Origin of the sequence: Aphanizomenon sp. CS-733/32, assembly GCF_028330045.1 — a bacterium.
GTDB classification, from domain to species: domain Bacteria; phylum Cyanobacteriota; class Cyanobacteriia; order Cyanobacteriales; family Nostocaceae; genus Dolichospermum; species Dolichospermum gracile.
The window spans coordinates 36,099-60,739 of sequence record NZ_JAQMSE010000177.1 but is presented as its reverse complement, the minus strand read 5'-3'; the positions used below and the strand labels follow the sequence as shown (position 1 = coordinate 60,739).

20 protein-coding genes and 1 CRISPR repeat array are annotated in these 24,641 nt (G+C 37.4%); of the genes, 8 read left to right on the top strand and 12 right to left on the bottom strand.

Features of this window, described 5'->3' with window-relative positions:
- Positions 1 to 159: 159 nt before the first annotated feature.
- Both PN471_RS14340 and PN471_RS14335 read left to right on the top strand, forming a co-directional pair.
- Positions 160 to 744 carry a Uma2 family endonuclease gene (locus PN471_RS14340; RefSeq protein WP_271777426.1) on the top strand — a complete coding sequence of 195 codons (585 nt, stop codon included), beginning with the start codon at positions 160 to 162 and terminating at the stop codon, positions 742 to 744.
- A 76-nt stretch (positions 745 to 820) separates the two neighbouring features.
- Positions 821 to 1,081, top strand: a complete 261-nt coding sequence (locus tag PN471_RS14335; protein ID WP_015080621.1) for a hypothetical protein — start codon at positions 821 to 823, stop codon at positions 1,079 to 1,081.
- On the opposite strand, the gene PN471_RS14330 is transcribed toward PN471_RS14335, so the two are convergent.
- The 12 genes from PN471_RS14330 to csx18 all read right to left on the bottom strand — a co-directional run bounded on the left by PN471_RS14330 (position 1,070) and on the right by csx18 (position 17,833).
- The gene (locus PN471_RS14330; RefSeq protein WP_271777425.1) at positions 1,070 to 1,993 is read right to left on the bottom strand and encodes a 1-aminocyclopropane-1-carboxylate deaminase/D-cysteine desulfhydrase; all 924 of its coding nucleotides are present in this window, start codon (positions 1,991 to 1,993) and stop codon (positions 1,070 to 1,072) included. The two genes, PN471_RS14335 and PN471_RS14330, sit on opposite strands and share 12 nt — an antisense overlap.
- A gap of 283 nt (positions 1,994 to 2,276) precedes the next feature.
- The gene (locus PN471_RS14325; RefSeq protein WP_271777424.1) at positions 2,277 to 3,668 is read right to left on the bottom strand and encodes an amidase; all 1,392 of its coding nucleotides are present in this window, start codon (positions 3,666 to 3,668) and stop codon (positions 2,277 to 2,279) included.
- Positions 3,669 to 3,948: 280 nt separating this feature from the next.
- Positions 3,949 to 5,475: a hypothetical protein gene (locus PN471_RS14320; RefSeq protein ID WP_271777423.1), complete on the bottom strand. Its 1,527-nt coding sequence runs from the start codon at positions 5,473 to 5,475 to the stop codon at positions 3,949 to 3,951.
- Complete coding sequence (locus tag PN471_RS14315) at positions 5,459 to 6,946, bottom strand: hypothetical protein (protein ID WP_271777422.1); 1,488 nt, start codon at positions 6,944 to 6,946, stop codon at positions 5,459 to 5,461. Before PN471_RS14315 ends, PN471_RS14320 begins: the two co-directional genes overlap by 17 nt.
- A gap of 17 nt (positions 6,947 to 6,963) precedes the next feature.
- The gene (gene cmr1 / locus PN471_RS14310; protein WP_271777421.1) at positions 6,964 to 8,907 is read right to left on the bottom strand and encodes a type III-B CRISPR module RAMP protein Cmr1; all 1,944 of its coding nucleotides are present in this window, start codon (positions 8,905 to 8,907) and stop codon (positions 6,964 to 6,966) included.
- Positions 8,904 to 9,284 carry a hypothetical protein gene (locus PN471_RS14305; protein ID WP_190388252.1) on the bottom strand — a complete coding sequence of 127 codons (381 nt, stop codon included), beginning with the start codon at positions 9,282 to 9,284 and terminating at the stop codon, positions 8,904 to 8,906. Before PN471_RS14305 ends, cmr1 begins: the two co-directional genes overlap by 4 nt.
- Before the next feature lie 3 nt (positions 9,285 to 9,287).
- Positions 9,288 to 10,172: a type III-B CRISPR module RAMP protein Cmr4 gene (gene cmr4, locus PN471_RS14300; RefSeq protein ID WP_271777420.1), complete on the bottom strand. Its 885-nt coding sequence runs from the start codon at positions 10,170 to 10,172 to the stop codon at positions 9,288 to 9,290.
- A 6-nt stretch (positions 10,173 to 10,178) separates the two neighbouring features.
- Positions 10,179 to 11,333: a type III-B CRISPR module-associated Cmr3 family protein gene (locus tag PN471_RS14295; protein WP_271777419.1), complete on the bottom strand. Its 1,155-nt coding sequence runs from the start codon at positions 11,331 to 11,333 to the stop codon at positions 10,179 to 10,181.
- Positions 11,333 to 14,398: a type III-B CRISPR-associated protein Cas10/Cmr2 gene (gene cas10 / locus PN471_RS14290; RefSeq protein ID WP_271777418.1), complete on the bottom strand. Its 3,066-nt coding sequence runs from the start codon at positions 14,396 to 14,398 to the stop codon at positions 11,333 to 11,335. The genes PN471_RS14295 and cas10 overlap by 1 nt, the downstream gene beginning before the upstream one ends.
- A gap of 307 nt (positions 14,399 to 14,705) precedes the next feature.
- A CRISPR array of direct repeats spans positions 14,706 to 15,930; the repeat unit is 36 nt; unit sequence GTTTCCATTCAATTAATATCCCCAGCGAGTGGGAAT.
- A 208-nt stretch (positions 15,931 to 16,138) separates the two neighbouring features.
- Positions 16,139 to 16,420, bottom strand: coding sequence for a CRISPR-associated endonuclease Cas2 (gene cas2, locus PN471_RS14285; RefSeq protein ID WP_193890705.1), 282 nt, complete (start codon positions 16,418 to 16,420; stop codon positions 16,139 to 16,141).
- A gap of 130 nt (positions 16,421 to 16,550) precedes the next feature.
- Positions 16,551 to 17,543, bottom strand: coding sequence for a CRISPR-associated endonuclease Cas1 (cas1, locus tag PN471_RS14280; protein ID WP_193890703.1), 993 nt, complete (start codon positions 17,541 to 17,543; stop codon positions 16,551 to 16,553).
- A 14-nt stretch (positions 17,544 to 17,557) separates the two neighbouring features.
- Positions 17,558 to 17,833 (bottom strand): CRISPR-associated protein Csx18, encoded by a 276-nt coding sequence (gene csx18 / locus PN471_RS14275; protein ID WP_193890701.1) that lies wholly within the window; start codon positions 17,831 to 17,833, stop codon positions 17,558 to 17,560.
- A 215-nt stretch (positions 17,834 to 18,048) separates the two neighbouring features.
- On the opposite strand from csx18, the gene PN471_RS14270 reads away from it, so the two are divergent.
- The 6 genes from PN471_RS14270 to thiS all read left to right on the top strand — a co-directional run bounded on the left by PN471_RS14270 (position 18,049) and on the right by thiS (position 24,631).
- Positions 18,049 to 19,236 (top strand): helix-turn-helix transcriptional regulator, encoded by a 1,188-nt coding sequence (locus tag PN471_RS14270; protein WP_271777417.1) that lies wholly within the window; start codon positions 18,049 to 18,051, stop codon positions 19,234 to 19,236.
- A gap of 168 nt (positions 19,237 to 19,404) precedes the next feature.
- Positions 19,405 to 21,492 carry an S-layer homology domain-containing protein gene (locus PN471_RS14265; RefSeq protein WP_271777416.1) on the top strand — a complete coding sequence of 696 codons (2,088 nt, stop codon included), beginning with the start codon at positions 19,405 to 19,407 and terminating at the stop codon, positions 21,490 to 21,492.
- Positions 21,493 to 21,586: 94 nt separating this feature from the next.
- Positions 21,587 to 22,300 carry a hypothetical protein gene (locus PN471_RS14260; protein WP_271777415.1) on the top strand — a complete coding sequence of 238 codons (714 nt, stop codon included), beginning with the start codon at positions 21,587 to 21,589 and terminating at the stop codon, positions 22,298 to 22,300.
- Between the two features lie 328 nt (positions 22,301 to 22,628).
- Positions 22,629 to 23,666 (top strand): thiamine phosphate synthase, encoded by a 1,038-nt coding sequence (locus PN471_RS14255; protein WP_271777414.1) that lies wholly within the window; start codon positions 22,629 to 22,631, stop codon positions 23,664 to 23,666.
- A gap of 174 nt (positions 23,667 to 23,840) precedes the next feature.
- On the top strand, positions 23,841 to 24,107 hold the full coding sequence (locus PN471_RS14250) for a type II toxin-antitoxin system HicB family antitoxin (RefSeq protein ID WP_271777413.1): 267 nt from the start codon (positions 23,841 to 23,843) through the stop codon (positions 24,105 to 24,107).
- 311 nt (positions 24,108 to 24,418) lie between these two features.
- Entirely contained in the window at positions 24,419 to 24,631 is a 213-nt protein-coding gene (gene thiS / locus PN471_RS14245; protein WP_193890687.1) for a sulfur carrier protein ThiS, read from the top strand.
- Positions 24,632 to 24,641 lie beyond the last annotated feature (10 nt).

The window sequence follows — 24,641 nt, the reverse complement described above, 5'->3', positions numbered from 1 at the left end:
TATTAGTTCCCACTGTTCTTTAGTTAGGTTGCTGGAGTATACTTTACTCATTGCTCTCTGCGGTTCTGTATTTTTAGTACTTACAGATTATACCCTGAGAGCTTTTTTTACTCAACTTCTAACTTTTCAAACACCCTCTAAAACCTATAAATTAAAATTATGACCCTCGCACAAGAAACACGCTACTATTCACCCCAAGAATACCTAGAATTAGAGGTAAACTCAGAAATACGTCACGAATATATCAACGGATTAATTATACATAAAACAGGCGGAACACCCAATCACAACCAACTTGCACTTAATTTCAGTGGTACACTCAATTATCTTCTTAAACGTCAACCTTATCAAGTCTTTGTAACAGATCAACGTCTTTGGATTCCTACAAGAAAAATTCATACCTATCCTGATATTATGGTTGTGAAAACTCCCTTAGAATATGAACAAGGAAGAAAGGACACCTTAGTAAATCCTGTGATGATTGCAGAAGTATTATCAAAATCTACCAAAAGTCATGATAGAGATGAAAAATTCGCAGCGTATCGGACAATTCCCAGCTTAAAAGAATATATTTTAATTGATCAATACACAATGCACATTGAACAATATTTTAAAACTGATAATAATAAATGGATATTTTCTGAATTTACAGATGGAGATGTTAGCTTCAACCTATCTTCTATTCCTGGCCAAATCTTGTTAGCAGATATTTATGATAAAGTAGATTTGAACACCGAAGAATAAAAACTCAATCTTGCTCTCTGCGCCTCTGCGCCTCTGCGTGAGATAATAATTCTAAATACCAAAGGAGTCAATAAAAATGAGTCGCATTAATCCTTACACATTACAAATGCAAATTACCCAAATGTTTACTCAAGGACAATCATTTTTTGCCTTGACAAAAGTTCAAGATTGGTTAAAAGAGCATAATCAAAACCCCTTAGACTACGAAATTCTCTTTCATAAAAAACCTGCACCTCCCGGTTCTAAGGAAGTCATGGTAATAGAAATAGAACTTAAACGTAAAGATGGACAACCTGTAGATCCTTGGTTACAAGAACAGGCTAATTTACACGCTTAATTTAGATATTGCATCTTGATTACCTTGTAAACCTCCAGTATGGATTAATAGCAAAGATTCTGATTTAAAAAACCCTTTTGCAATTAAATCCATCACTCCATAAAACATTTTTCCCGTGTATATATAATCTAAAGGGATATCATGTTGTTGTTGGAGATCTTGACAAAATAGCTTTAATTTATTTGTCACCTTAGCGTAACCACCAAAATGATAATCAGATACAAGTTGCCAAGGTGCGGGAGAATTAACAGGTGTGGGTAAACCAGAAGCTAGATAATTTGTTAATAAGTTATTGATATCTTCCTTGAGAAAATCACCACCTTTCAAAACCGGAAAACCAATTACTCTTTGTTCTTGGCTTAATGATAGTGTCATTCCTGCTAATGTTGTTCCTGTACCGCAAGCTAAACAGATAGTATCAAATCCTCTCACTGTTTGTAATATCTCTATACAGCCACGCATACCATTTAAGTTACCACCTCCTTCAGGAATCGTAAATACTTCTCCAAATCGCTGTTTTAACTGATTTTGTAATTCTTCGGTATGACGTTTTTTATATGTTTGACGATCAATATATACTAATTCCATTCCCTGTGCTACTGCAAATTCTAAAGTAGGATTGAGAGGGATATTTTCTTCTCCACGAATTAAGCCAATAGTCCGAAAACCAAATATATTTCCTGCGGCTGCGGTAGCATAAATATGATTAGAATAAGCACCACCAAAAGTCAGAATTGTTGAAAAATTTTTCTCTTTAGCTTCCACTAGATTATACTTTAGCTTGAACCATTTATTACCGTTAACATGAGGGTGCATTATATCCAGTCGTAAGACATATAATCTAGTATCTGCAATAGCACAGATTTCACTATGAACTTGTTGAATAAGTGGCGGAAAAAAAATTGATGACATTTCCCAAAAAAGTTAAGCTTTATCCAAATAGTATAAAATACTAAGGTTACAAGAAATATCCACCAATTATGGCTAGACTTTTTGATTTAATCACCGAAGAACTGCAAAAGGTCACTTTCTGTTTTTTGAGATTATTTATATGTCTGAATCAGGATACTCAGGATTGAATATGGAAATATTTACTAACTTTCTGTTTTTTGAGATTATTTTATGGATAACAATCCTGTAAATCTTTAAATCCTGTAAATCCTGATTCAGACATTTTGTCAATCCTGATTCTGACTTAAAGTGATGGCTGGTGTTGAATCCACGGGTTAGCGGCTTCTAATTCGGCTGCTAGACTAATAAGGGTAGATTCAGCAGCAGGTTTACCAATTAATTGCACACTCAGGGGTAAACCATTGCTATCAAAACCGACGGGAAGGGCGATCGCAGGTAATCCGGTAGCATTTGCGACAGGGCAAGGCGCAACCCAGTGGACGATTTTGGCGAATGTCTCTTCGGGACTCAAATCTGCCCATTCACCGACACGAATGGGAGAATGTAAATAAACTGGTAATATCAACACATCCACCGTATCAAAAAAGGCGATAATTTGCCGAGAGACAATTTGCATTTGGGAAAGTGCTTGCAGATATTCCGCCACAGAACCGGTTTTGGCGAATAACCATTGGTTTAAAGGTTGCAAAGCTGGTGACGGGATTCCCGCTGCTGCAATTCCCGCTTGCCAAACTACTTTAAATGGTTCAATTAAACCGCTAAAATCTGGGTATTTTTCCTCAACTTGATGTCCAAATTGTGCCAATAATTCGACGGTTTTTAATACTCCTTGTTGACAGTTAGCATCAGCTTCTCCAAAGGGGAGAATATTGGTACTAAAGGCGATTTTTAAAGGATCTAATTTAACTTGAGTTGCAGACAGAAATGATGGTTGGGGATCTGGTAGCCAATAAGGATCACCAGTAACATAGCCAGAGATTACATCTAACATAGCGGCTGCATCCGCCACCGTGCGGGCAAGGGGACCATCAACAGCGATGCCCCCCAAGCGATCGCCTACAGGGGCTTTAGAGACCCTTCCCCTGGCTGGTTTAATGCCCACAACACCACAACAAGCCGCCGGACCACGCACTGAACCACCACCATCTGAACCTTGAGCGATCGCACTTAATCCTGCTGCTACCGATGCCGCTGCACCACCACTAGAACCACCCGGAGTATATGCCAAATTCCAAGGGTTTCTGGCTGGGGGAAATCCCGTAGGTTCGCTGTAAGGATAAGAACCTAATTCAGAAGTGGCGGTTTTACCCAGAATAATAAATCCCGCTTGTTTAATTTTCGTCACCACGCCATCATCATGATTAGCGATATTATTTAACAGCGCTGGATTTCCATAAGTACAAGTAACACCTGCAACTGAACTTAAGTCTTTAATAGAAATTGGCACACCAAAAAACGGCGGTAATTCTGAAGTTGTAGTTAGTAATTCCGTTTTATGTTTAGCATCAGCGATCGCTAAATCTGCCGTAACTGTAAAATAACTCCCCAATTGGGGATTTAAGCGTTCAATTCTTTCCAAATATACTTCCACCAACTCCAGCGGCGACACCTCCCGTAGACGGATTAATTGTGCTAACTCTAAAGCCGGAGTAAAAGCTAAATCATTGTTATTCATTTTAACTTGTTGCAAAAAAGGGAACAGGTAATGGGTAATAAACACTCATTTTCACCAGTTTAGAGCTTTAGTCAAAAAAAAGATGCTGAGTCTGAAAAAAACAGTGCCATTATTTCCATCTTTTCAAAAACATGAGTTTTTTCTGTTCCCTCTGAATTTAGCAGGATTTTTGAAGCTTTTGTTGCATCAACTTCATAGCAATAGGTGAAGGTTGAAAATGCCTATTTTCCCAACGGTTAACTGTTTGGCTTTGATGTATGGGCGATCGCTCAATTATTGGTTAAATTGTATCTTCTAAGTATTGCAATCCCCATTGATACAAAGAGCGCATTAATAGATTGTTGAGATTGGGGGGAGCGCTAACTTCCTTGAGTAGTCCCATCATCAGCTTTTTAATGATTTCTGGTGTTGTTGGTATCTTAACTCCGTCAAATCCATTATTAGCCCAAAGATAGCCAATTTTCGTTGAAGTTATAGATTCGCCATCATGAATAATTGTGTTGCGCTTTTTCCTAATATCGGCCATTAATTTTGACCATTTATTATCTTCTTTGAATTTTTTGTAAATACACCAACCTTGCATTAATTGTTGTAGGGTAGCTTCATCTTGATGATTAACTATCCAACCTTTGACATACCATTTTTGATTGATAGATTGCAGATATAATAATTGTTCTAAAATCTGGACGAATTGAATAAATGCTGTGGTGTAGTTTTCCCGATTTAATGCTAATTCTAATATCAGGGTAGACTCCCATAAATTAGTAATTTTGTCATCTTGCAGCTTTTGCAGTTGGGTTTTCCAATTTTCAACTTGTTCTGCATTGACTAACTTAGATACATCCTTAGAACTCACCCAATCTTTGAGTTTTTGGTAAAAATCTTTATTAGATTCCCAATTACTATATTGTGCTAAAAACCCTGCTAATTTATATAATACTGGATGACGATGTTGATGGACTTTCAGCCAAATTTGTGCTTCTGAAAAATCTCCCCGTTCCCAAGCAGACTGAATTTTTACTTTTTCTAGCGACCAAAAATATTCAGCCATAGAAATTAAACTGAAAGTTTGGGAATGATTAGCAGTAACTAAACCATTTTCTAAAGTAGTAAAAAATTCCTTTGGTTCATCAGGACTAGCATTAAATACTTGATACTGACGTACTAAAGCAGCAGCACAAATTTCTACATTAGAAGCAATTACAGGGGTACATCCTTTAGTTTGAATCCAGAGAACAAACTCTTGATTTTCGTTAGCATTGATAGCTTCTTTTAAAACCAGTTGTTCTAATTCTTCACGAATTTCATCACTATTACCAGCATTAATTTTTGGGGCGTGAACATCAACTCTAATATCAGGAAATAAACTTTTAATTTTTCCTTTTATTAATTCTGCTAACCATAAAGTATCTAATCGGCGAAAATTCCAGGTAATACTTTCCGGCTGGTCTGTTCCCCATAGGATAATATGTTTTAAGCCTTGTTTTACTCCTCCTGCAATGACAGTTTTATCTAACAATAATTCCACATTACTAAAATCACCACCTAACCATTCTTGACAGTAATCATAATATCTTTTACCTAAATCTCGACCACTCCAAGGATAGGTTTTACCATCTTCGTCTTGATGTTTACCCCGTTCTATTCCTAGTTCTTGATAGAGTTCGTTGATATGTGAAGGATAACTAATATTACCATCTGCACCAAAGGAACGGATAATACCATCTTGACAACGCCAGCCTATTTGTCGAGTTCCTACGGTAATGATCAGGGTGCTAACTTGATTTGTGTTATTTGTTGTTGTCATAATTAATAATTTCTTGTTTTTGTATTGCTTCTAAAACTTGTTTGTGAATTTGACAAAATAAACTGGCTTCCGATAGGGTATTAAAAGATTTTTCAGTGACTAAATTAATACAGTTTAAAATCCTTTTTTGCCATTGTTCGGAAGTTTTGATATCTGGGTTATTGATATCTTTAGACCACGCTTTGAAAACATCTTGTTTTGCTAAACCACCTAAACGATGAGAAAAATAATTTCTTGCATATTTAGCTGATTTCCAAAATGCTTTAAAATCAATACTATTTTTGGTTTCAGGAATAGCTTCATTTAATAAATCTTTTAATAACCATCCATCAACTTTAGCTGTATTTTCTGATCCGGTAAAATATCTTTCTAAAGATGAATACTTTTTCGTAATCAAAATATTAACTAATGGCCATCCTTGTTTCTCTTCTTGAAAATGATCTGGAAAAGAATCAGCAGCCCACCAATATAATAAACCTTCAATCGCCCGATAGCTATGTAACATTGCTTCTGTAGTATTCATTTGCTCAAGACGAATTACACCTAAATAAGCCTGTTCATAAGCCATCCATAATCTGCCTTCCACACTAGATATTTGTGTAGAACTTTTAGCAAGAGATAAGAATTTTTCAAATTGTCCTTGATTCCATAATTTACCAGCTTTTAATAAATTTGGTATTGCTCCAAATTTTGAACCTGACTGCTGAAAATATGGTTGTAGTAAATCATAAGCTTCTGTATAGTCATAGCTTTCTAATAATTTTAAAGCCTGTTTTTGGGTTCTATCCCAAAGATAGTTAGTACCTAAAAATGGACCTTTATAATCGGAGGGAATACCTTGACGATTAGCGGATGTATTTTGTTGAACTTCAAAAAATAAAATACGATCGCCATAGAAACTAAGCCCTGAAACTCTTGCCGCTTCTGATGTTTGACCTACTCCTCCCTTCACACATACCCAAATGGGTTGATGAGGTTGAATATGAATTTCATTTCTCCATGTTTTTCTCCACCAGTTAAACATCTGTTCAAAATCAGAGGGGTTAGTACCATCTTGTCCAACATAAAGAATAGAGGTATTATCATTGTTCAGATTTTGGAATTTACGAATAATCCACTTTTTGATGATCTCTGTTGTATATAATGTATCTTTTTCTCTCTGTTTTACTTCTGGTTTTTGATCAGTAGCAATTAAATATACTTTCTCAATTTCTGATGCGTTTTTGTTAAAAATATTTCCTGTAATTGCTGGTTCTAAACGGTCTATGTATGTATCAATATTATCTAATAGGTATTTAGTTAAATCTCTAAAAGAAATATTATGTAATCCTAAGTCAGAAATAACTTCTGCTTGTTCACCAATAATTTCCCCACTTTGCATTCTATCATCACCAATATTGAACCATTCACCGGAGGCGATTTGGAACATTAAATCTCTAGTACCGATTGTGGCAATTAAAACTGATTTCATAACTCTTGTTTAGGTAACTATTTTTTTTTGATGGGAGAAGATATACCAGATTTATTTGGTGGTATTTCTGGAAATACTAAAATTGCACCTTGGTTTTTTAACTCCTTAGCAAACTCTTTTCTATCTGGGTAATCACTGCCAAAAATTGTAATAACTTGATAAGGTAAGCTATCAGTGAATATTGACTTAATCCATACAAATGAAGGAGTCCCTAATTTGCCACCAACATTAGGATTTCCCTGTCCTTGTCCCTGACCTTTAAATCGGGTATCACTGTAAAGTAATTCTAATCCTGCACCACGCACTTTACTAGAACTTCCATCTGTTTGCCAATTAACTTTTTCAGGATGAATTTGTGATGGTGATTTTAATAGCCAAATTTGTGCATTTTTATCTAATACATCTTGTTGTTTAGCTCCAGGTCTACCAGGACTAACAGCATAAGAACCTATCGGTGTTTTTATTGCTTGAAATACCTGTTTAAGTTCTGTGAAGAATTTACGCCATTGCTCACCATCATAATCAAGAGGTAAATCTTTTCCTACTATTTCCCAGTGACAACCACGCATACGACGATCAAGTAAATGCAAAGGACGACGAGAACCACGTCCTACACCGCCTAATTGTACTGCTAAAAATAATAATTTCTCTGCTAAATTTAGATACTTGATTTCGGTAGCTTCTAAATAGATTTTACCAGCATAAAAACAAGGATCTTTTTTATCAGATGAATTAACTTTAGTGCTAAGAGAAATTTTACCTTGCTTCCCTAAATTACCAAATATTTCTTCTTCCAATTTTTGACAATTTGGTACATCATATAATCCCAATGCTACAGCACGAAACCAATAGCGGAGTATTCCTCGAACAGCAGAGGGTCTAAATTCTGGAATTTGAGGATTACTCCCATACATTCCTTGAGTCCACAATTCAAAGTCATAACTTTTTCGAGTATTGGTGATAGGAATTGTACCCAAAGCCTTACCATAACCACTACTAACGCGAGAACCTATGCCACTATTAAGAGCATTTTCTAGCCATGATTTAACGGTTTTAAGATCATCCTGGCAATCAGAATTTTGTCTGCTAGTAGGACGTAATCCTATTAAAAATTGAGGTTGTTCTAAACTTAAAAGAGGATGTGGCTCTGGTCCATACATCATGACTTTATTATCTTTCCATTTCCATTGAGGTGTTGCTACATCTATACTCAGACAATGTTTAGTAGGGAAAGCATCTAGAAATTCAATTTTGGCAGCTTTAGCGTTTCTACCATTGAGCATTCCTAATAGTTCTTGTACTCGCGCTGGTGTGTCATTTTCTCTTGCCCAAGCTCTTGCTGCTCCTTTTAATGTAGAAGCGGGAATATAGGGAATACCAAATATAGGATGTAATACTGGTAATAGTAATTCTCTAAAACCACGAGTTCCCCCAATACGCATTCGCCAGTTAAACGAGACTGAAACTGTATTTTCTTTACCGTTGGCTAGTTGTAAAGTCCGTTGATAAAGTTTGGTGTAAATTTGATTGCAACCTTGTTCTGCGGCTACTGTTTCTCTGAGAATTGACATCCTTTGACTAGCATCAGTTTCTGGAAGATTAGGTTCAACCCAATACAGAGCTTGTAAGGGATTATGATTTTTAGGAGCGCGTAAAACTGATGTAGAATTAGCTCTGGAAACAGGAGTATTTTTCACGATTGTAGAAGTCGTAGAACCAGAATTAAAGTTAATGCGATCGCACAATAATCTATATTGTTCTCTGAGTTTTTTCTTAATGGCTTCTGTTTGTCCTTGGGCGGCTTTACGAGAATTTTCATCAGGAAAATAAATGGTTAATTCTGGTTTATTATAACCACCATATTGAGAAGATTCTAAGATTTTTCCTAATTTGGATTTGCTCTTAACTTCTGTTTGGACAAAATCCCGCCATATATCTGCTTCTGATTTTTGATTTTTCATTCTTGTTCTGCCTCCCCAAGAATAGGTACTGCCCAAAATGACCACTCTTTTGCTAATTCAATTGCTAAACGATTTAAACCAGTATATTTCTCTAATTCCAGATTAATTAAACTGCTGGCATCATCATAAGCAAAAGGCACTTTACTTAATTTTTGTAAATTTCTGAGAAATTCTTGATATACTTGACCTTTGTAACTACTTTTATACTTTAAACCATCTCCTGATAGACGATGTAATCCCCATGTAGAGATGTATGCGGGTATTCCTTGAACAGTACCACTTGCTTTTTGATGGTTAGCAGTTTCAACATTTTCTTTAACTTTAATTAACCCATTATAAGCATGACGACTAAACTCTCTAGTGTCTAATTTCTGCATGAACTATTCCCCCTTTTTATTAACTGCTTTATTAACTGCAATAGTTTGATTCTCAGTCCAACCTCTACCTAATCCCTCTAGCCCACCAAATTGAAGCCTATCATTCAAAATCTTGATCAGAAATTCTCTAACCTTATCAGTTTTGTTAGCTTCTTTTTCTGGTTTCATACCCCAAGGGAAAAACATAATAGTTTCCGATGGTATTGCTTCTTCTGAACGAAAAGAACCACCAGCAACAATCTTTTCATTTTCATCTAATGCAATACGCACTTCTCGCTGTAATCCAATTTCTACTAATGCTCCACAATCTTCATTAGAAAGAATGACTAATTTATTTTTTAAGTCTAAAATACCATTACCATCAGGAATATCTTTGAATACATCCCAGTCATTACTGATATTGATCGCCTTAATGTTATCTTCATTAAGAATAGCACCTTGTAAATAAATTTGTTTACCTGATGCTGAAGTTATAGCCTTTTTACCATCAGTTAATAAATCTAACTGCCATTGTTTAATCAACTGATTTAATTTATCATTTCCTAACCAACGACCCCATCTACTTAACCATAATGGGCAAGTAATCCACAGAAATTGATGGCTAAATGAACCAACAGGAAAGAATAATAAAGTAGCATCTGCAAACCATACTTCTCCTTCTGTGGGTTGTTGTCCATCTTTAATCCGTTCTCCAAAAAAAGATCCAGCTTCGGACTTTATTTCAGCTATAGATTCTAATGATGAACGTAATTTACCCCGCAAAGAAGATGAAGGAATATAAGGTAATTCAGTTTGTGCCTCACGGGCAATTCCTAACAAATTACCAGCTTGGGTACTAGCACCTGTATGTAATGGTGTTAAAAGATAGCTATAGGTTAGATAATTCATATTCTCCTAATTTCCTTGATATTTAATCCACAACATTTCCGAATAACCCAATTGTCGCCAATTGTTTACACGATTTTTTTGCTCATTTGCTAAACTTTCATTATCCTGAAACAATCCTTGAGGCTTATTCAAATAGTACAATGTCCCTGGTGGTGCAGCAAAAACCTGGGGTGCAGGAATGCTTTTTGTATTGTCTTCTTTCCCCCTAATTCTACAACTAATTGGTACTGCTTTATCTGTGGACATACTCACAAAATTACCGTCTTTGAGTTTCCATTCCCAGGGATAAGGACGACATAAATTAACTTTTCCTCTCTGCTTATCTTCATGTGGTCTTTCAAAAACTCCAGGAGTAACTAAATAAGCTATTGATTTGGTATCATCTTTAGTATCAGCTTGTTTAGTATTAGCTTGAAAATTACCATCTGAAATAGTTTTTAATTCTTGCCATTGTTCCCCCAATTCAGGACAAGATTCTACTATGACTCTGTGTCCTTCTCCTCCTAATCTGATTGTCGCAGGTGTTGTAATTTCGTGATTAATGCCTATGGCAAAACTCCAATTTTGATGTAAACGAATGGCCTTTTCTACAAAGTAACCATCGGCATCTTTAACTTGTTTTGTTCCCGGTTCAATGCTATTATGAGAACGGGTTTCTTCTTCCCAAGGTTTATCCTCATGACTGTCTTTAATTATGTTCCAATCATTTTTATCTATTTTCCCCGTTTTTAAATATTTCTTAACAACAGAGGATGGTAAATATTGTCTGAATTTTGTTTCTACTCCATTGCCTTTAACCAAATCATCATCATCATCATCTTTACTATTATGAGGTTTAACTAATGGACAAGGTTGAGTTTTATCCCATAAAGCATTATGTATATGAGATTTGGTTTCCCAAGTTAAAGGGACAAGGGGTACAGATTTCACAAAACCTAAAGGACGGGGAAGATATAGGGTATTTTCTGTGTTTTGATAACAAAGGAATGGACCGACAATTTTAAAGTCTTTCCTTTCCCCCAATATTCCCCTAAATGCACCAGCTATAGTATGACCATTAGGAGGAAATATACTACCAGCCCATGCCCTTTCTTGTGGTGAAAATGGTTTAGCATCTCTTAACATTAATATGTCTAATGGTGTGAGTTTGTACCAATACATTAATTCTCACCTCTTACTTTTATATCACGGTTACGTTTGACAAATGCCGCTAGTTTTAACCAACTTTGAATTTCATTATCTAGTTGTTTGGTTTCGGTAGTAATAAACAACGCTGTGAAAAAGTCCGCTAACTGTTTTTGAAACAAGGTGGAATTTTTATCATTTTGGAATTGATCTCGGCGATCGCAAAATGCCTTTGTCCAAGGTACAATAGCTTCTAAACTCGGTGCGGGGTGTTGACTCCATAAACTCGCAGCTTGTTCAAATATCGCACTTTCTAAATCATTTGTGATTAATTGCTGCCATTCAGAAAAAACATCGAATTTAGCAGTGGATTTTAAGGTATTTCCGTTTCCGTAGAGTACCCGCACTTGTACAGCGTCTTTGGCTTTTTTTTCACCATTGTTATCAATATAAACATGATCTTTGGCTTTTTTTTCCGCTTCCCACAGGCTTTCTAAAGCTATTGCTAAGGGTACAGAATGATGGGCAATTATGATACCAAAACTAATTGTAGCCTCACTTCCCATTGTAAATAATGGACGGTCAACTAAACCAACTTTTTCACCATCATCTTTTAAATATTTCCAATAATCACCATCATTACTAAACTCTTTTTCTTCATGGGGGTCTTTTGCACCTTTAAAACATTGACGGATATCCCATAACCATTTATCCCATTCCCAGAGATTGGTATAAGCTAAAACATCATCACCACCACCATAAATTAATCTACCTGCATAACGGCTTTGTGTCAAATAAGGAACTAATTGATTAGAAAAATCTAATAACGCGCGACTTAATGCACTGTGGGTACTAGGTCCCATGCGTTTTTGAATGGCTAAAAACTCTGGAAAACTCTCTAAATTAACTGATAATTCTGATGGTATATAATCACCGTAATTTTTGAGTTTTATTCCCTTTAACCATTCACTCATACTATCACCATCACCTGCTGCTAATACATACCAATCTGATGGATTATTCTTAGGATAGTGTTCGGTAATTATCTTTTGAATGTCTTCACGATAATCACGTTTTTTCGCAATGATTTGTTTTCTAATTACCTCCTTATTTTCTTCCTTAGCTTTCTCCAATTGTATTTGTAATATGTTTAATTCTGGAGTTTGTAAATCCTCCACTAACCAGCCAGCATTTAACAAGCGACAATGATATTTTTGAGACTCTGAACTATCTATCCAAGGAATACCCCATTTTTTGTACATTTGGTCAATTATTGTTTTGGTACTGGGAAATGCCTTGATTATTGCTTCACAAGCATGATCAAAATTTTCTTGTTGTTTTGTTTGATTAACTTTCAAATATCCAGCAACTCCAGAAGTTAAATCTGGATAAGATGCTGCAATATCTTCTTTTTTTATGCCTAATAAACCAGGTAGAATTTCATGCAAACAACGTTTGACAACTTCCGTAGCGTTTAATTGTTCTGTACCATCAAAAAAACCTGCATCATGTTTTTCCCATGATTCCTTTTTTTCCCATGATTCCTTAGTATCACCTTCTGTTATCCAGTCTTTTCCATCTTTACCAGGACTGACAACTGGACCAATACCAGAAATAGTAGAACGGGGTCCAAAGGCTGTGGGAAGTTCCCAATTTCTAGCATTTTTAACTGCTGCTAAACTAGCGCGGGTTGCGTCGAAAATATAACCCCACCATGAACCAACGTTAACGCTAAATTTTCTATGTTGTTCTTCTAACCGTTTATCATAAGCGTCCCGTAAAAATTTTAATTCTTGTGATTGAAATAACTTTTGCTTTTCACTGACATTATAGGCTTGATTTTGTTGATTTAGCCAATTTTGTAATTGATCATTAACGTTTTCAGGAATAGCAGCAGTTTTGAATTGTTTACCTTTACCTATGGGTAATGCTGTCCAGTAAACTTGCCATTGGGATTTTAACCAACCTTGCCAACTATTATGATCTGGTTTTAATTCTCTCATCCAATGACGTTTATCATGCAATTCTTTGAATACTAAATCCCCAATTATTAACCATTCTTCTAACAGCGTTTGTTGTGCTGTTTGCATGGCCGCTTGTACTTTGTCTTTAGGTAAAATTAATGATATAACATTAGGAAATCCGGCGGTTAATAATGATTTTGATGATGGTTGTTTTACCCATTCGGAAAAATCAAAATCAATTTTTTCCTCTTTTTTCAACCTTTCAATTTCTTGCAATAACCAATGATCTATTAATGGTTGTTGATAAAGACTAGGATAAAGTAAGGTGTCTGGTCCATATTGATTGGCTAGTTTCCAACAAACTTTAGCTGATAAATAATGTAATAACCAAGAACCTGCCCAAAAATCCCGCATTTTGCGACTAGATTTAATTAATTCCTGTACTGGACTAAAACTAAATACTGCTAAATAAGGATGAGATAAGTCATCATTTCCTTGCCAACGTTGTATTTGTGCTGCTGTTAAATCATATCCTGCTAATGCACCGGCTAATGCTGATGTCATACTCAAATGACTCCAAATAGAAGCATCGGGTAAACGAGTTTCTGCCGGCATTAACATTAATGAATTATCTTTATCAAATAAATCACAGGTTGCTTGGGGTAAACAACGCCATAACCACCAAAATAAATGTTTGATGTTTTTAATATCGGTTCTTAAATGATTGTCTATTTCTGCTAATAGTTCTCCTTCTTTTTTTTGTAAATATTCTTGTCGTTTAGATTCTATAAGTTCTGTATGGAGTTTGATTTTAAATTCCTGTCTTGCACCTGATAATAAATGTGTAATCTCTAACCCCTTTTCACGATTTTTACCTGGGGCATAATTTATACTAGCTGTGACGCTACCTATAGCTGACCTATCACTAGCTGAAGCTATATAATCCGCTAAGAGGATATTTTCTAATACTTTACCACTTGATTGATCAGGGGTTTTACCTGTCTCAACCCAAGGCTTCATTACTTCTAGTTGTTTATAGAAGCTATTTTTACCCCGTCCGCTATTGTCATGTAATGCCTTTAATACAGGGTCATGTAGTAACCCCCAAATCTTAGCCCGCCAATATTCTGCCGTCATTGGTAGATCCCCTGTGTAGCTTATAGATGAATTATAAGAGCGCGATTCAGTGTTTGTCTAGAAATCTAAAATATCTCAAGATTTTTGTAAGGTTTTCTCTAACTGTTACTCTGTAAGCTTTTCCTCATTTTGAGAGTTTTATTACAAATATTTTCTTGTCTTTGACATGGGTTCTTGTTTATGCAGCTATCAAGTTACAGCGTTTCCCTTACCAAACATTGATAGTTAAAATTTACTGATTCTCAAAATATCAGTAAATATTTTATTATGTATTTATATATACTGCCGATGATCGCCTCCCTCCCCTGTTTCTATTCGATTAATATCCCCAGCGAGTGGGAATCTCGACTTTGTTCCTTCTTTCAACTACTACCAATAATTGTTTCCATTCAATTAATATCCCCAGCGAGTGGGAATAATCAAAAAAGCCCGCGCCAAATCAGGAATGACGTTGAGTTTCCATTCAATTAATATCCCCAGCGAGTGGGAATTTAGGAGTCACGATGAACGAATTAATCGCAGCTTAGTTTCCATTCAATTAATATCCCCAGCGAGTGGGAATAGTGCATCATCTTCAGTTAACTAAAGGAATTCTAATGTTTCCATTCAATTAATATCCCCAGCGAGTGGGAATTGTCACATCTTGTAGTCCAGTTGTAGTTGATTTATCCGAGTTTCCATTCAATTAATATCCCCAGCGAGTGGGAATGTATGTCAAAATCCTTCCTGATTTTGAGTTAAAAGTTAATAAGTTTCCATTCAATTAATATCCCCAGCGAGTGGGAATGACTGTGCTTGATCGCAGTAAGACGGGTACAGACTCTCGTTTCCATTCAATTAATATCCCCAGCGAGTGGGAATTAAGATTTGAAGAAGATAGGGCTTTAGGGATGGATGTTTCCATTCAATTAATATCCCCAGCGAGTGGGAATAACCCTGAGATTGCCCAAAAGTTGGCCACTGATTTAGCGGTTTCCATTCAATTAATATCCCCAGCGAGTGGGAATTGAAGAGGCTGTTACTTGGTTGAGAACTAGAGGAGTTTCCATTCAATTAATATCCCCAGCGAGTGGGAATTTAGATTACTGTTTAAAAAAGTTAGATAAATGGGGTGCTATATAGTTTCCATTCAATTAATATCCCCAGCGAGTGGGAATAGCATTAACTCTTACTCATGATGGTAGAATCATTAGTTTCCATTCAATTAATATCCCCAGCGAGTGGGAATAAAAATTCAACCCTCAAGGCAAAGATATTAGAATGTTACACTGTTTCCATTCAATTAATATCCCCAGCGAGTGGGAATTTAATTAGTTTTTTTGCGATCGCTTTGGTTACAGTATGTTTCCATTCAATTAATATCCCCAGCGAGTGGGAATAAGAATGGACAACTTGCGGTGATTGGGTATGCGATTAGTTTCCATTCAATTAATATCCCCAGCGAGTGGGAATCCTTGAGCGTGTCTTCGGCGTCCCGGTCATCAATCTTTACGGCTGTTTCCATTCAATTAATATCCCCAGCGAGTGGGAATCCCTTCATTTTAACCCCTTACTGTGCAAAGAGTCTAGACCCACTTTCCGAAGGTCAGCAAAAAGCACCGCCAACCAGCCCACAAAACGACCATTAAAAACCGCGTAACCCTTACCCAATAAGCAACCGAAGTTCACAACCATAAAATCAACACTTCAGCGATTTTCCCTAAACCACGGCTAACGCCACACTACGCTGTTGGAAACAAACTAAATAATAATTGAACTAGGTGGTTCAATCACAGGTATTCCCACACCCCAAGTTTCCACCTGAGATAGAGTATGTCGAGACAAAGGATAAAACCTGACATTATCTTCTTCTAACTTCAGCTTTTTCCTCAACTGACGACGTAAATCCTGGTATTTTTCTGTACCCAACTGGCATTCAAACACAGAATACTGTACACGCTGTCCATAACCTTCCAATAAATCAGCTACTTTTTTGCGCCGTTTATTACAGGGAATATCATAAGCGATCACATACAAAAACATAACATAAGTAAGTGAACACAATAAAACCAAACTGTGTAAATAAACGTAAAATCGCTGAAAACTTCTTGACTCTTAACTCTTGCCTTTTGCCTTGCTATAACGACAATTTTCAACGCCAACCTACTTAATTTTAGTCAATTCGATAGGGTTGATAATGATGACTAGGATTATAAACAAACTGTTTAAAAGCCCTCACCTGTTTAGTTAATAAATCCCATTTTGGTTGTTTAATTTCCTCATCAGTTTGTATTTCTTCAGACATCCTTTGTAAAAACGCCCGAAGAAATTTCTTCCTTCCCGCATCATTCAAATAACAGCCACCATTTTTAAACTCAAAATCAGCTTCAGCATTAATAATTTTGCGATTAATTAACCACATCACCAAAGAATCTATAAGTGGGGCGCGAAACTCCTCAATTAAATCAGAAGCCAAGGCGGCATGACCATCATGAGCCTGATGTAAACAGGCATAATAAGGATCAAGTCCTTGAATTTCAATTAACGCCAATAAATGGTTCCAAAGCACTTGATAACCAAAACTGAGCATGGCATTGACTGGGTTTCCTGGAGGACGACGACTCCGACCGGAAAACACAAAATCAGGGTTTGTTAAACATTCACTAAAAGCCGAAAAATATTGAGCCGCCCCCGCACCTTCAAACCCCATTAATCGTTCTAAATTATCAGCCTGTGCTACTTGGTCAGCTAGATAATCTAAACTTTGTAAAACCCGTTCTAAAAGCTCCGATTCCTTTTTTTTCCTTTGTCTTCGCAACAACACCCTGCTATTTTTTAACTTACCTTTAATCATAGCTCTAGCAGTAATCAACTTTTCTACAGGAGATAATTGTTGTTGATAACGTGATAACTGCCGATATCCCCTAGAAATCGGTAAAATTCTGCCATAGCAATAACCCATGCGTGATAAGTAAGCAATGGGAATATCTCGCCATAAACAAGCACGAATAACTTGGGTTGTTAATTGGGATTTCCCAAAGATCAGAATTTGCTCTAACAAAGGTAACTGCACTTCAGCATAAATAGTTTCCCCTTGTTTAACTAGCAAAGTTTCTTTTTGTAAACACACATAGCAATTCTGCTCAGAAACATAAAGAGTTTGCATGAAATTATCAATTATTAACGCCACCAACGTTGTAAATTAGACTTCTTAGGAGAAGAATATTCACCCTTTCCAGAAGATGTTAATTCTGCATTCTGTTCCGGTTCTAACCACAAAACAACTCTATCGGCTGCACTGGCAACTATATAAGTAGCGACAGCAACTAGCATAGTATTAATAATTACTGCCGCTAAACCTAAAGGTGCAATCAACAAAATCACTAAAGTAATACCACCATTAACAGTAGATATAGAAACATTTCTGACAGTGGCAGAACGTCGGGAAATATACATAGTGCTAAAAAGACTGACTTCAAAGTAATGATATTGACTACCATAACCGCAGAATTAGCCAAAAGCTAGAAAAAGGTTATAAACTCAATTATTATAGTTATCTTCCCTAAAGCAATATTGACAATGCCTACAGCCAATTTCTATTAGCATTCTAAATATTTTCTTTTTGCACTGAGATTAATTTACTATAAATTCCTACCAGTGATTCCTTTACCATGGCTAAAAAACCTACTCATCCTTACACAGAACGTTTAGCATTTGAACGTTTATTATTGTTAATTGCTACCTTACTCAAATATCCAGGTATAGGTGGTCCTGATTTTCTGGACTCTAGTAATCATGAAAATCATGATGCAATTAGTTCTGTGAAAGTATATCTGCAAAAATTAGCAGCAGAATTAGATATAGAATTACCCGCAGAATATCCAGCAATTCCGACATTACGCAAAGATTTAGAAACCCTGAGACGCTACGCTATTCTTGATCGGCGAATGTATCGTTGGGGATATTATTTAGGTACTGGTGCGCTTTCTATTGCAGAATTAAAAGTAGCATTTAATGCTTTAGCCTCCCAAGCTCAATATCAAGGTGATGCCCAAGCTAGACGCATTCATGAAACTCTGAGTAAAAGATTACGTGGGTTAGATATGGAACTCAAGGGTGATTTTTTTTATCCTACTCGGCAACATCTTAACCGGGCTATTATTCATACTGACCCGGAAGAAATGATAACTCAGGGAGCAACCCGCGATACATTATTTCATCAATTACCATTATTAGAAACAGCTATTAGCAAGGGAGAAGCTATTGAAATTTCTCGTAGTAATGACTTTTATGGTTTTAATAGAACTGGACGGATACAGGTTTTTCCTCTACAACTAATTTACCATGATATTGCTTGGTATTTACTGTATGAATATTGTGAAAATTCCCATTTAGCAATAGGAAGATTAAATCGGTTTAATAATTATTGTAAATTACTGAAAATGCTACCACGGGGTTTAGAAAAACAAAGAGAAAGTTTAGTTACAGCATACAAACTACTAGAAAATGGCTGGGGTTTAAATTTAGGCGACCCAGAACCTCAAAAATTAGAAATAGCAGGAGATCTCAAATTTATTCAAGTAAAAGTGCGTTTTTTTCCACCAATATCAGCATTTATTTTAGAAGGGGAACGTCGTCATCCTCACCAAAAAATTACCACTGGATTCATTGATCAAACAGGGCAACATACTTATATAGAATATGCCGTAGATTTACCACCTCGGTCTTTAAATGAATTTAGTCGCTGGGTTTATCGTTATATGGACAAAGCAGAAGTATTATCTCCCCCTCAATTAGTGGAACAACACCGCCAATCTGCACAAGCTTTAATTGACCGCTATTTTCATGCAGATAGGTAAATCTCCTAAGTAGATAAACAGAAAAAACCGTAGACGCGGAGCGGCTTCTCAAAGAGTAATATGTAACGAAAAGTAAAGTTGCCTAAAACCTCTTCCGTCTTCCTGATTGTGCTAAAAATATGGTTAATTATGGATGTCACCATTAAAACCCTGCTCGTTTAAAAATTTATGGTTAATTCTAGTCTTGTTGCCACACTCTATGTTAATCCTGTGACAGGAAACAATGCTAATACTGGTTCTCGTTCTGATCCCCTCAAAACCATTACCCGCGCCCTTAAACAAGCAAAAACATCAACAATTATTCAGTTAGTCGGTGGAACTTATAGCACAGCCAATGGTGAAGTATTTCCCTTAGTCATTGCACCGGGAGTATTAGTAGTAGGAAACGAAGCCAATAAAGGTCAGGAAACGATTATTACCGGCAGTGGGGAATATCAAAGCCCTAGTTTTGGAATACAGAATATTACATTACTCTTACTCGGTGATGCCAGTCTTTTAGGTGTGACAGTGATTAATCCTGGAACAAAAGGGACTGGGGCGTGGATTGAATCATCAATACCCACTGTAGCTAATAGTACATTTAAAGACTGTACCAGAGAAGGCATCTTCATTACCGGTAATAGCAAACCAGGGATTGTAGATAATTTATTTATTAATAACAAAGTTTGTGGATTAGTCATAGCCAAGAATAGCAAAGGAGAAGTCCTGCGGAATGGATTTCAAAATAATGCTTTAGGCATAGCCATTAGTGACCTTGCCGCCCCTTTAGTTGCAAATAATCAACTTTCAGGTAATGGGACAGCGATCGCCCTATCTCGTGATGCTAAACCAGTATTACGGCGAAATCTCATCACCAGCAATACCCAAGGCGGTCTGTTAATCGCCGGTAATGCCATTCCCGATTTAGGTAGTCCCCAAGACCCAGCCGACAACATTTTTCGAGAACAGGGTAAATTCGACTTACAAAATGTCACAGATCAAAAAATTATCTCCGTCGGTAATCAATTAAGTGTTCCCCAGGTAATTGGGGCGATAGATTTCATCGCTGCTACCGCTGACACCCCCAGTCAAATCGGAGTTAGCAGTAGATTTGCTGATTTAGAAGGACATTGGGCGGCCGCCTTCGTCGAAGCTTTAGTCAGTAAAGAGATTATTAGCGGGTTTCCCGACGGCACTTTTCAACCAGCCACACCCATTACCCGCGCCCAATACGCAGCTTTAATCACCAAAACATTCCAACTACCGGAAAGTAATCAACTCAATAAATTTAAAGATGTTAAATCCGACTTTTGGGCTGGCAAAGCCATAGCCAGTGCCTCCGATAGAGGCTTTTTGAAAGGCTTTCCCGATGGCACATTTCGACCCGGAAATAACATCACCAAAATTCAAGCAATAGTCTCCATTGTCAACGGTTTAAACTTGAGTGGTGGTAATCCTAACGTTTTAATGGTATACCGCGATCGCGCCCAAATTCCCAGCTACGCTACCAATGCCACCACCGTAGCTACACAAAAATTATTAGTCGTTAATTATCCCCAACCAGATCAATTAGAACCACTGCGGGAAATTACCCGTGCAGAAATCGCAGTCCTAATTTATCAGGCATTGGTCGCCACCGGTCAAGAAAATCCCCTCCCCTCCGCCTATATTGTCAAACCAGAGACAGAGATTCCCTCTTTTTCCGATATTGTTGGTCATTGGGCAGAACCATTTATTCGGGCATTAGTTAGTATGAACTTAACCCAGGGTTTTGTTGATGGCACATACCAACCAGATCAAGCCATGAGCCGCGCTCAATATACAGCTTTAATTGCTGCCGCCTTTAATCCCCCAGCCAAACGTCCGTCCCCAGAATTTACAGACATAGCCAAGGATTTTTGGGCAGCTAAGGCCATTGAAATCGCAGCCAGAGGGGGTTTTGTAGGCGGATTTAGCGATCGCACCTTCCGTCCTACCCAAAACGTCCAACGGCTGCAAGTCATCGTCTCCCTGGTCAACGGACTGGGGCTTGTGGCAACTGCTCAAAAAACCTTAACCTACATTGACCAAGAGAAAATTCCCGAATACGCCCGCACAGCCGTTACCATCGCCACCCAGCAAAAAATTATTGTTAATTATCCCGACCCTAATTTACTAGCACCAACCAGAGAAGCCACCCGTGCCGAAGTTGCTGCAATGGTGTATCAGGCATTAGTCACCAGTCAACGCACAAAAGTTATTAACTCACCTTATATTGTTTTGCATATCAGCAATTGACAAGTAGAATGGAAAACACTGCCTATCACTTTTGCTGCTGGTGAAAAAACACTCATGTAGCTAAAAGTACGTTAGACTAGATGCGATGGGTGCAATGTTTATACCTATTGCCTATAACTCACAGCCCATGTTAACAACAGCCCCGGTCACTCAAACTTTCGCACCTCCTGCCGAACTAGCAGCTAAGTTATTAACTCACTACAGCTTTGATCTCAACGGATACAATGCCAGTGAGTTGATTAGCCAATGGCAATCCGAATATCCTCTGCATTGGTTACACTTGGCAGTTATTGAAGCTTTGTATCAAGGTCGTTATAAAGCCGTATCTGTACAGCAAATCCTCACCTTTTGGCGACGAAAGGGCGAGACAACCTACCATTTCAACATGGAATTTGAGCGCATGATTTGTAGCAAATTCCCTGAACGGCTCACTTCTGGGTCTCTACAAGTTTTACCACCCACTAAACAAGAAATCAGGATGGAAGAATATAAAAATCTTCGTTTATTACCTGCTCCAGTGAGTTACAAGTATCAAATAAATAAGAATTTACAGCCAATAGAAGAAAACCGAGACTATACTCCAAAAAGCCTAGTCCCAGCCCCTTCTTCTGGGCAATTAACCGGAAATATCAGACAAAAGCAAGTTATTGAGGAAATTTCACCCCCACCAGCCCAACCGTTGACAATCCCAGCAACAGCCAATCATCCCCCTATTGGTCAGTTTATGCCCCAAAAGAGCGATCGCACCGAATCCTTCACCTCCAAACTCAAATCTATGACTAGTGAAAGATTGGAGTTGGCATTTTAGTCAGTTGTCAGTTGTTCGTTGTTTGACCAATCACCAATCGCTTTATTGTTAATATGGGAATGTCAAGAACTAATTAACGGGTAAATAAATTTTTCCTTCTTCCTTCTTCCTTCGCGCTCTTTGCGTCCTTCGTGGTTCATTTCTTCTTTATCCGTCCTAGCCCTCACAGATAACTTTTTCAGCAAGCCCTATATAGTGGCATTTCCACGATATTACGGGGATCTTGACAAATTGACCGCGATTAGTTAGCAAGTATTTAATAATCAAAATATTAGAATATGAATCAAGCTGGCTATTACTATAAAAACATTAAAAATGAGGTTTTGTAATGGTTTCAGCCCATAGTCACACACAACAAACTGTTTATCGCATTTTAGATGCTAATTTAGATCGCGCTCGTGAAGGGTTGCGAATTATTGAAGAATGGTGTCGGTTTGGTTTAAGTAATTCCCAGTTTTCAGGTATATGTAAACACTTGCGCCAAGAGTTGGGAGCTTGGCATACGGCAGAAATCCGCGCAGCCCGCGATACACCAGGTGATCCAGGAACGGATTTAAGTCACCCCCAAGAGGAACAACGGGCTGATATTACATCGCTATTACAGGCTAATTTTTGCCGTGTGCAGGAAGCATTGCGGGTATTAGAAGAGTATGGCAAGCTTTATCACGAAAATATGGGAGGGGCTTGTAAGCAAATGCGTTATCAGGTTTATACCCTAGAAAGTAATTTGCTGGGTTATCAGCGTCATCAGTTATTATGGCGATCGCATTTATATCTGGTAACATCTCCTACAGATAATTTATTCGCCATTGCCGAAGCAGCCCTTCAAGGGGGTTTAACTCTGTTACAGTATCGGGAAAAGACCGCTGATGATTTAGTCCGCTTAGAACGGGCGACAAGACTGCGGGAATTATGTCACCATTACGGTGCTTTATTCATTATTAATGATCGGGTAGATTTGGCTTTGGCAGTGGATGCTGATGGTGTCCATTTGGGACAACAGGATATGCCCATTGCTGTAGCGCGTCAATTACTAGGAAGTCAGCGCATCATCGGACGTTCTACCACAAATCCCCAAGAAATGCAAGGGGCAATTGCCGAAGGAGCAGATTATATTGGTGTGGGACCTGTGTATGAAACACCGACAAAAGCGGGTAAAGCCGCAGCGGGTTTAGAATATGTGAAGTATGTTTGCCAAAATTGTCAAATTCCCTGGTTTGCAATTGGGGGAATAGATATGAGTAATTTGAATGATGTGATGAATGCAGGAGCGCAACGAGTAGCTGTAGTGCGATCGCTCATCGAATCAGATCAACCTACCCTAGCAACTCAGTATTTTCTTTCCCAACTGCACCGAATTAAATAGAAAAGAAGAAAAATCGGATTAAACAAAGGGATACTATTAAAGCACTTTCTGATGTTATGAAGTACAGTTTTTATCACAAAACCCGTAGGGGCGCAGGGCCTGCGCCCTCCATCGTATATCATGAGAACGAGAATTGCTGTAATATATAATTGTTTAGATCATCACCTTCAAACCATGAAAATAAAAGTCATTATTCACAAAGAAGAAACAGGTTACTGGGCAAAAGTTCCTGCTATTCCTGGTTGTGCTACCCAGGGAGATACTTTTGAAGAATTACTACAAAATATATATGAAGCTGTTGAAGGTTATTTACTCGTTGATGTTGGCTCAAATACTGTTCCCAAAAATCATCCTCATTATCTTGTTGCTGTCCAAAAAATTCAGCAATATGAGCGGAATTTAAACTATGCCAATAAATATCTGTTGCACAACGAAAAATAATTGAATATCCAAAAAATCTCAACTACGCAGAAGGAAATAAGTAGGTGAACACAATAAAACCAAACTGTGTAAAGAAACGTAAAATCGCCCAAACCCTCTTCACTCTTGCCTCTTGCCTCTTGCCTTTTGCCTTGCCATAACGACAATTTTCAACGCCAACCTACTTACATCAATATCAATTAGTAAATATTAGAAAGAGATTTCAATAATGTACAATTGAGAATTGGTGATAAAATCCCTATTGCATCCTAGACATCCTGATTCTGACTAGATTATTATTTTTATAACTCTTAAATTCAAATTTTTTCTCCATGTCCAATCAAATTAATCTCCTAGTCAACGGAGAACCCCGCAACTGTGTATCCCCAACTGCTTTACCCGAATTACTCCAACAGTTAGGTTTTAATCTGCGCTTAATCGCAGTAGAATACAACGGTGAAATCTTACATCGTCAATTTTGGTTAGAAACTCAAATCAAAAATGGCGATCGCCTAGAAGTAGTCACAATCGTTGGTGGTGGTTAATTCCACGCTT

Excerpts from the sequence above, each read along its gene's own strand:
- PN471_RS14305 (WP_190388252.1), bottom strand. The coding sequence starts at position 9,284 with ATGCAGAAATTAGACACTAGAGAGTTTAGTCGTCATGCTTATAATGGG.
- PN471_RS14250 (WP_271777413.1), top strand. The coding sequence starts at position 23,841 with ATGAAAATAAAAGTCATTATTCACAAAGAAGAAACAGGTTACTGGGCA.
- PN471_RS14335 (WP_015080621.1), top strand. The coding sequence starts at position 821 with ATGAGTCGCATTAATCCTTACACATTACAAATGCAAATTACCCAAATG.
- cas2 (WP_193890705.1), bottom strand. The coding sequence starts at position 16,420 with ATGTTTTTGTATGTGATCGCTTATGATATTCCCTGTAATAAACGGCGC.
- csx18 (WP_193890701.1), bottom strand. The coding sequence starts at position 17,833 with ATGTATATTTCCCGACGTTCTGCCACTGTCAGAAATGTTTCTATATCT.
- cas10 (WP_271777418.1), bottom strand. The coding sequence starts at position 14,398 with ATGACGGCAGAATATTGGCGGGCTAAGATTTGGGGGTTACTACATGAC.
- thiS (WP_193890687.1), top strand. The coding sequence starts at position 24,419 with ATGTCCAATCAAATTAATCTCCTAGTCAACGGAGAACCCCGCAACTGT.
- cas1 (WP_193890703.1), bottom strand. The coding sequence starts at position 17,543 with ATGCAAACTCTTTATGTTTCTGAGCAGAATTGCTATGTGTGTTTACAA.
- cmr1 (WP_271777421.1), bottom strand. The coding sequence starts at position 8,907 with ATGAAAAATCAAAAATCAGAAGCAGATATATGGCGGGATTTTGTCCAA.
- PN471_RS14270 (WP_271777417.1), top strand. The coding sequence starts at position 18,049 with ATGGCTAAAAAACCTACTCATCCTTACACAGAACGTTTAGCATTTGAA.
- PN471_RS14255 (WP_271777414.1), top strand. The coding sequence starts at position 22,629 with ATGGTTTCAGCCCATAGTCACACACAACAAACTGTTTATCGCATTTTA.
- PN471_RS14265 (WP_271777416.1), top strand. The coding sequence starts at position 19,405 with ATGGTTAATTCTAGTCTTGTTGCCACACTCTATGTTAATCCTGTGACA.
- PN471_RS14315 (WP_271777422.1), bottom strand. The coding sequence starts at position 6,946 with ATGAAATCAGTTTTAATTGCCACAATCGGTACTAGAGATTTAATGTTC.
- cmr4 (WP_271777420.1), bottom strand. The coding sequence starts at position 10,172 with ATGAATTATCTAACCTATAGCTATCTTTTAACACCATTACATACAGGT.
- PN471_RS14295 (WP_271777419.1), bottom strand. The coding sequence starts at position 11,333 with ATGTATTGGTACAAACTCACACCATTAGACATATTAATGTTAAGAGAT.
- PN471_RS14320 (WP_271777423.1), bottom strand. The coding sequence starts at position 5,475 with ATGACAACAACAAATAACACAAATCAAGTTAGCACCCTGATCATTACC.
- PN471_RS14325 (WP_271777424.1), bottom strand. The coding sequence starts at position 3,668 with ATGAATAACAATGATTTAGCTTTTACTCCGGCTTTAGAGTTAGCACAA.
- PN471_RS14330 (WP_271777425.1), bottom strand. The coding sequence starts at position 1,993 with ATGTCATCAATTTTTTTTCCGCCACTTATTCAACAAGTTCATAGTGAA.
- PN471_RS14260 (WP_271777415.1), top strand. The coding sequence starts at position 21,587 with ATGTTTATACCTATTGCCTATAACTCACAGCCCATGTTAACAACAGCC.
- PN471_RS14340 (WP_271777426.1), top strand. The coding sequence starts at position 160 with ATGACCCTCGCACAAGAAACACGCTACTATTCACCCCAAGAATACCTA.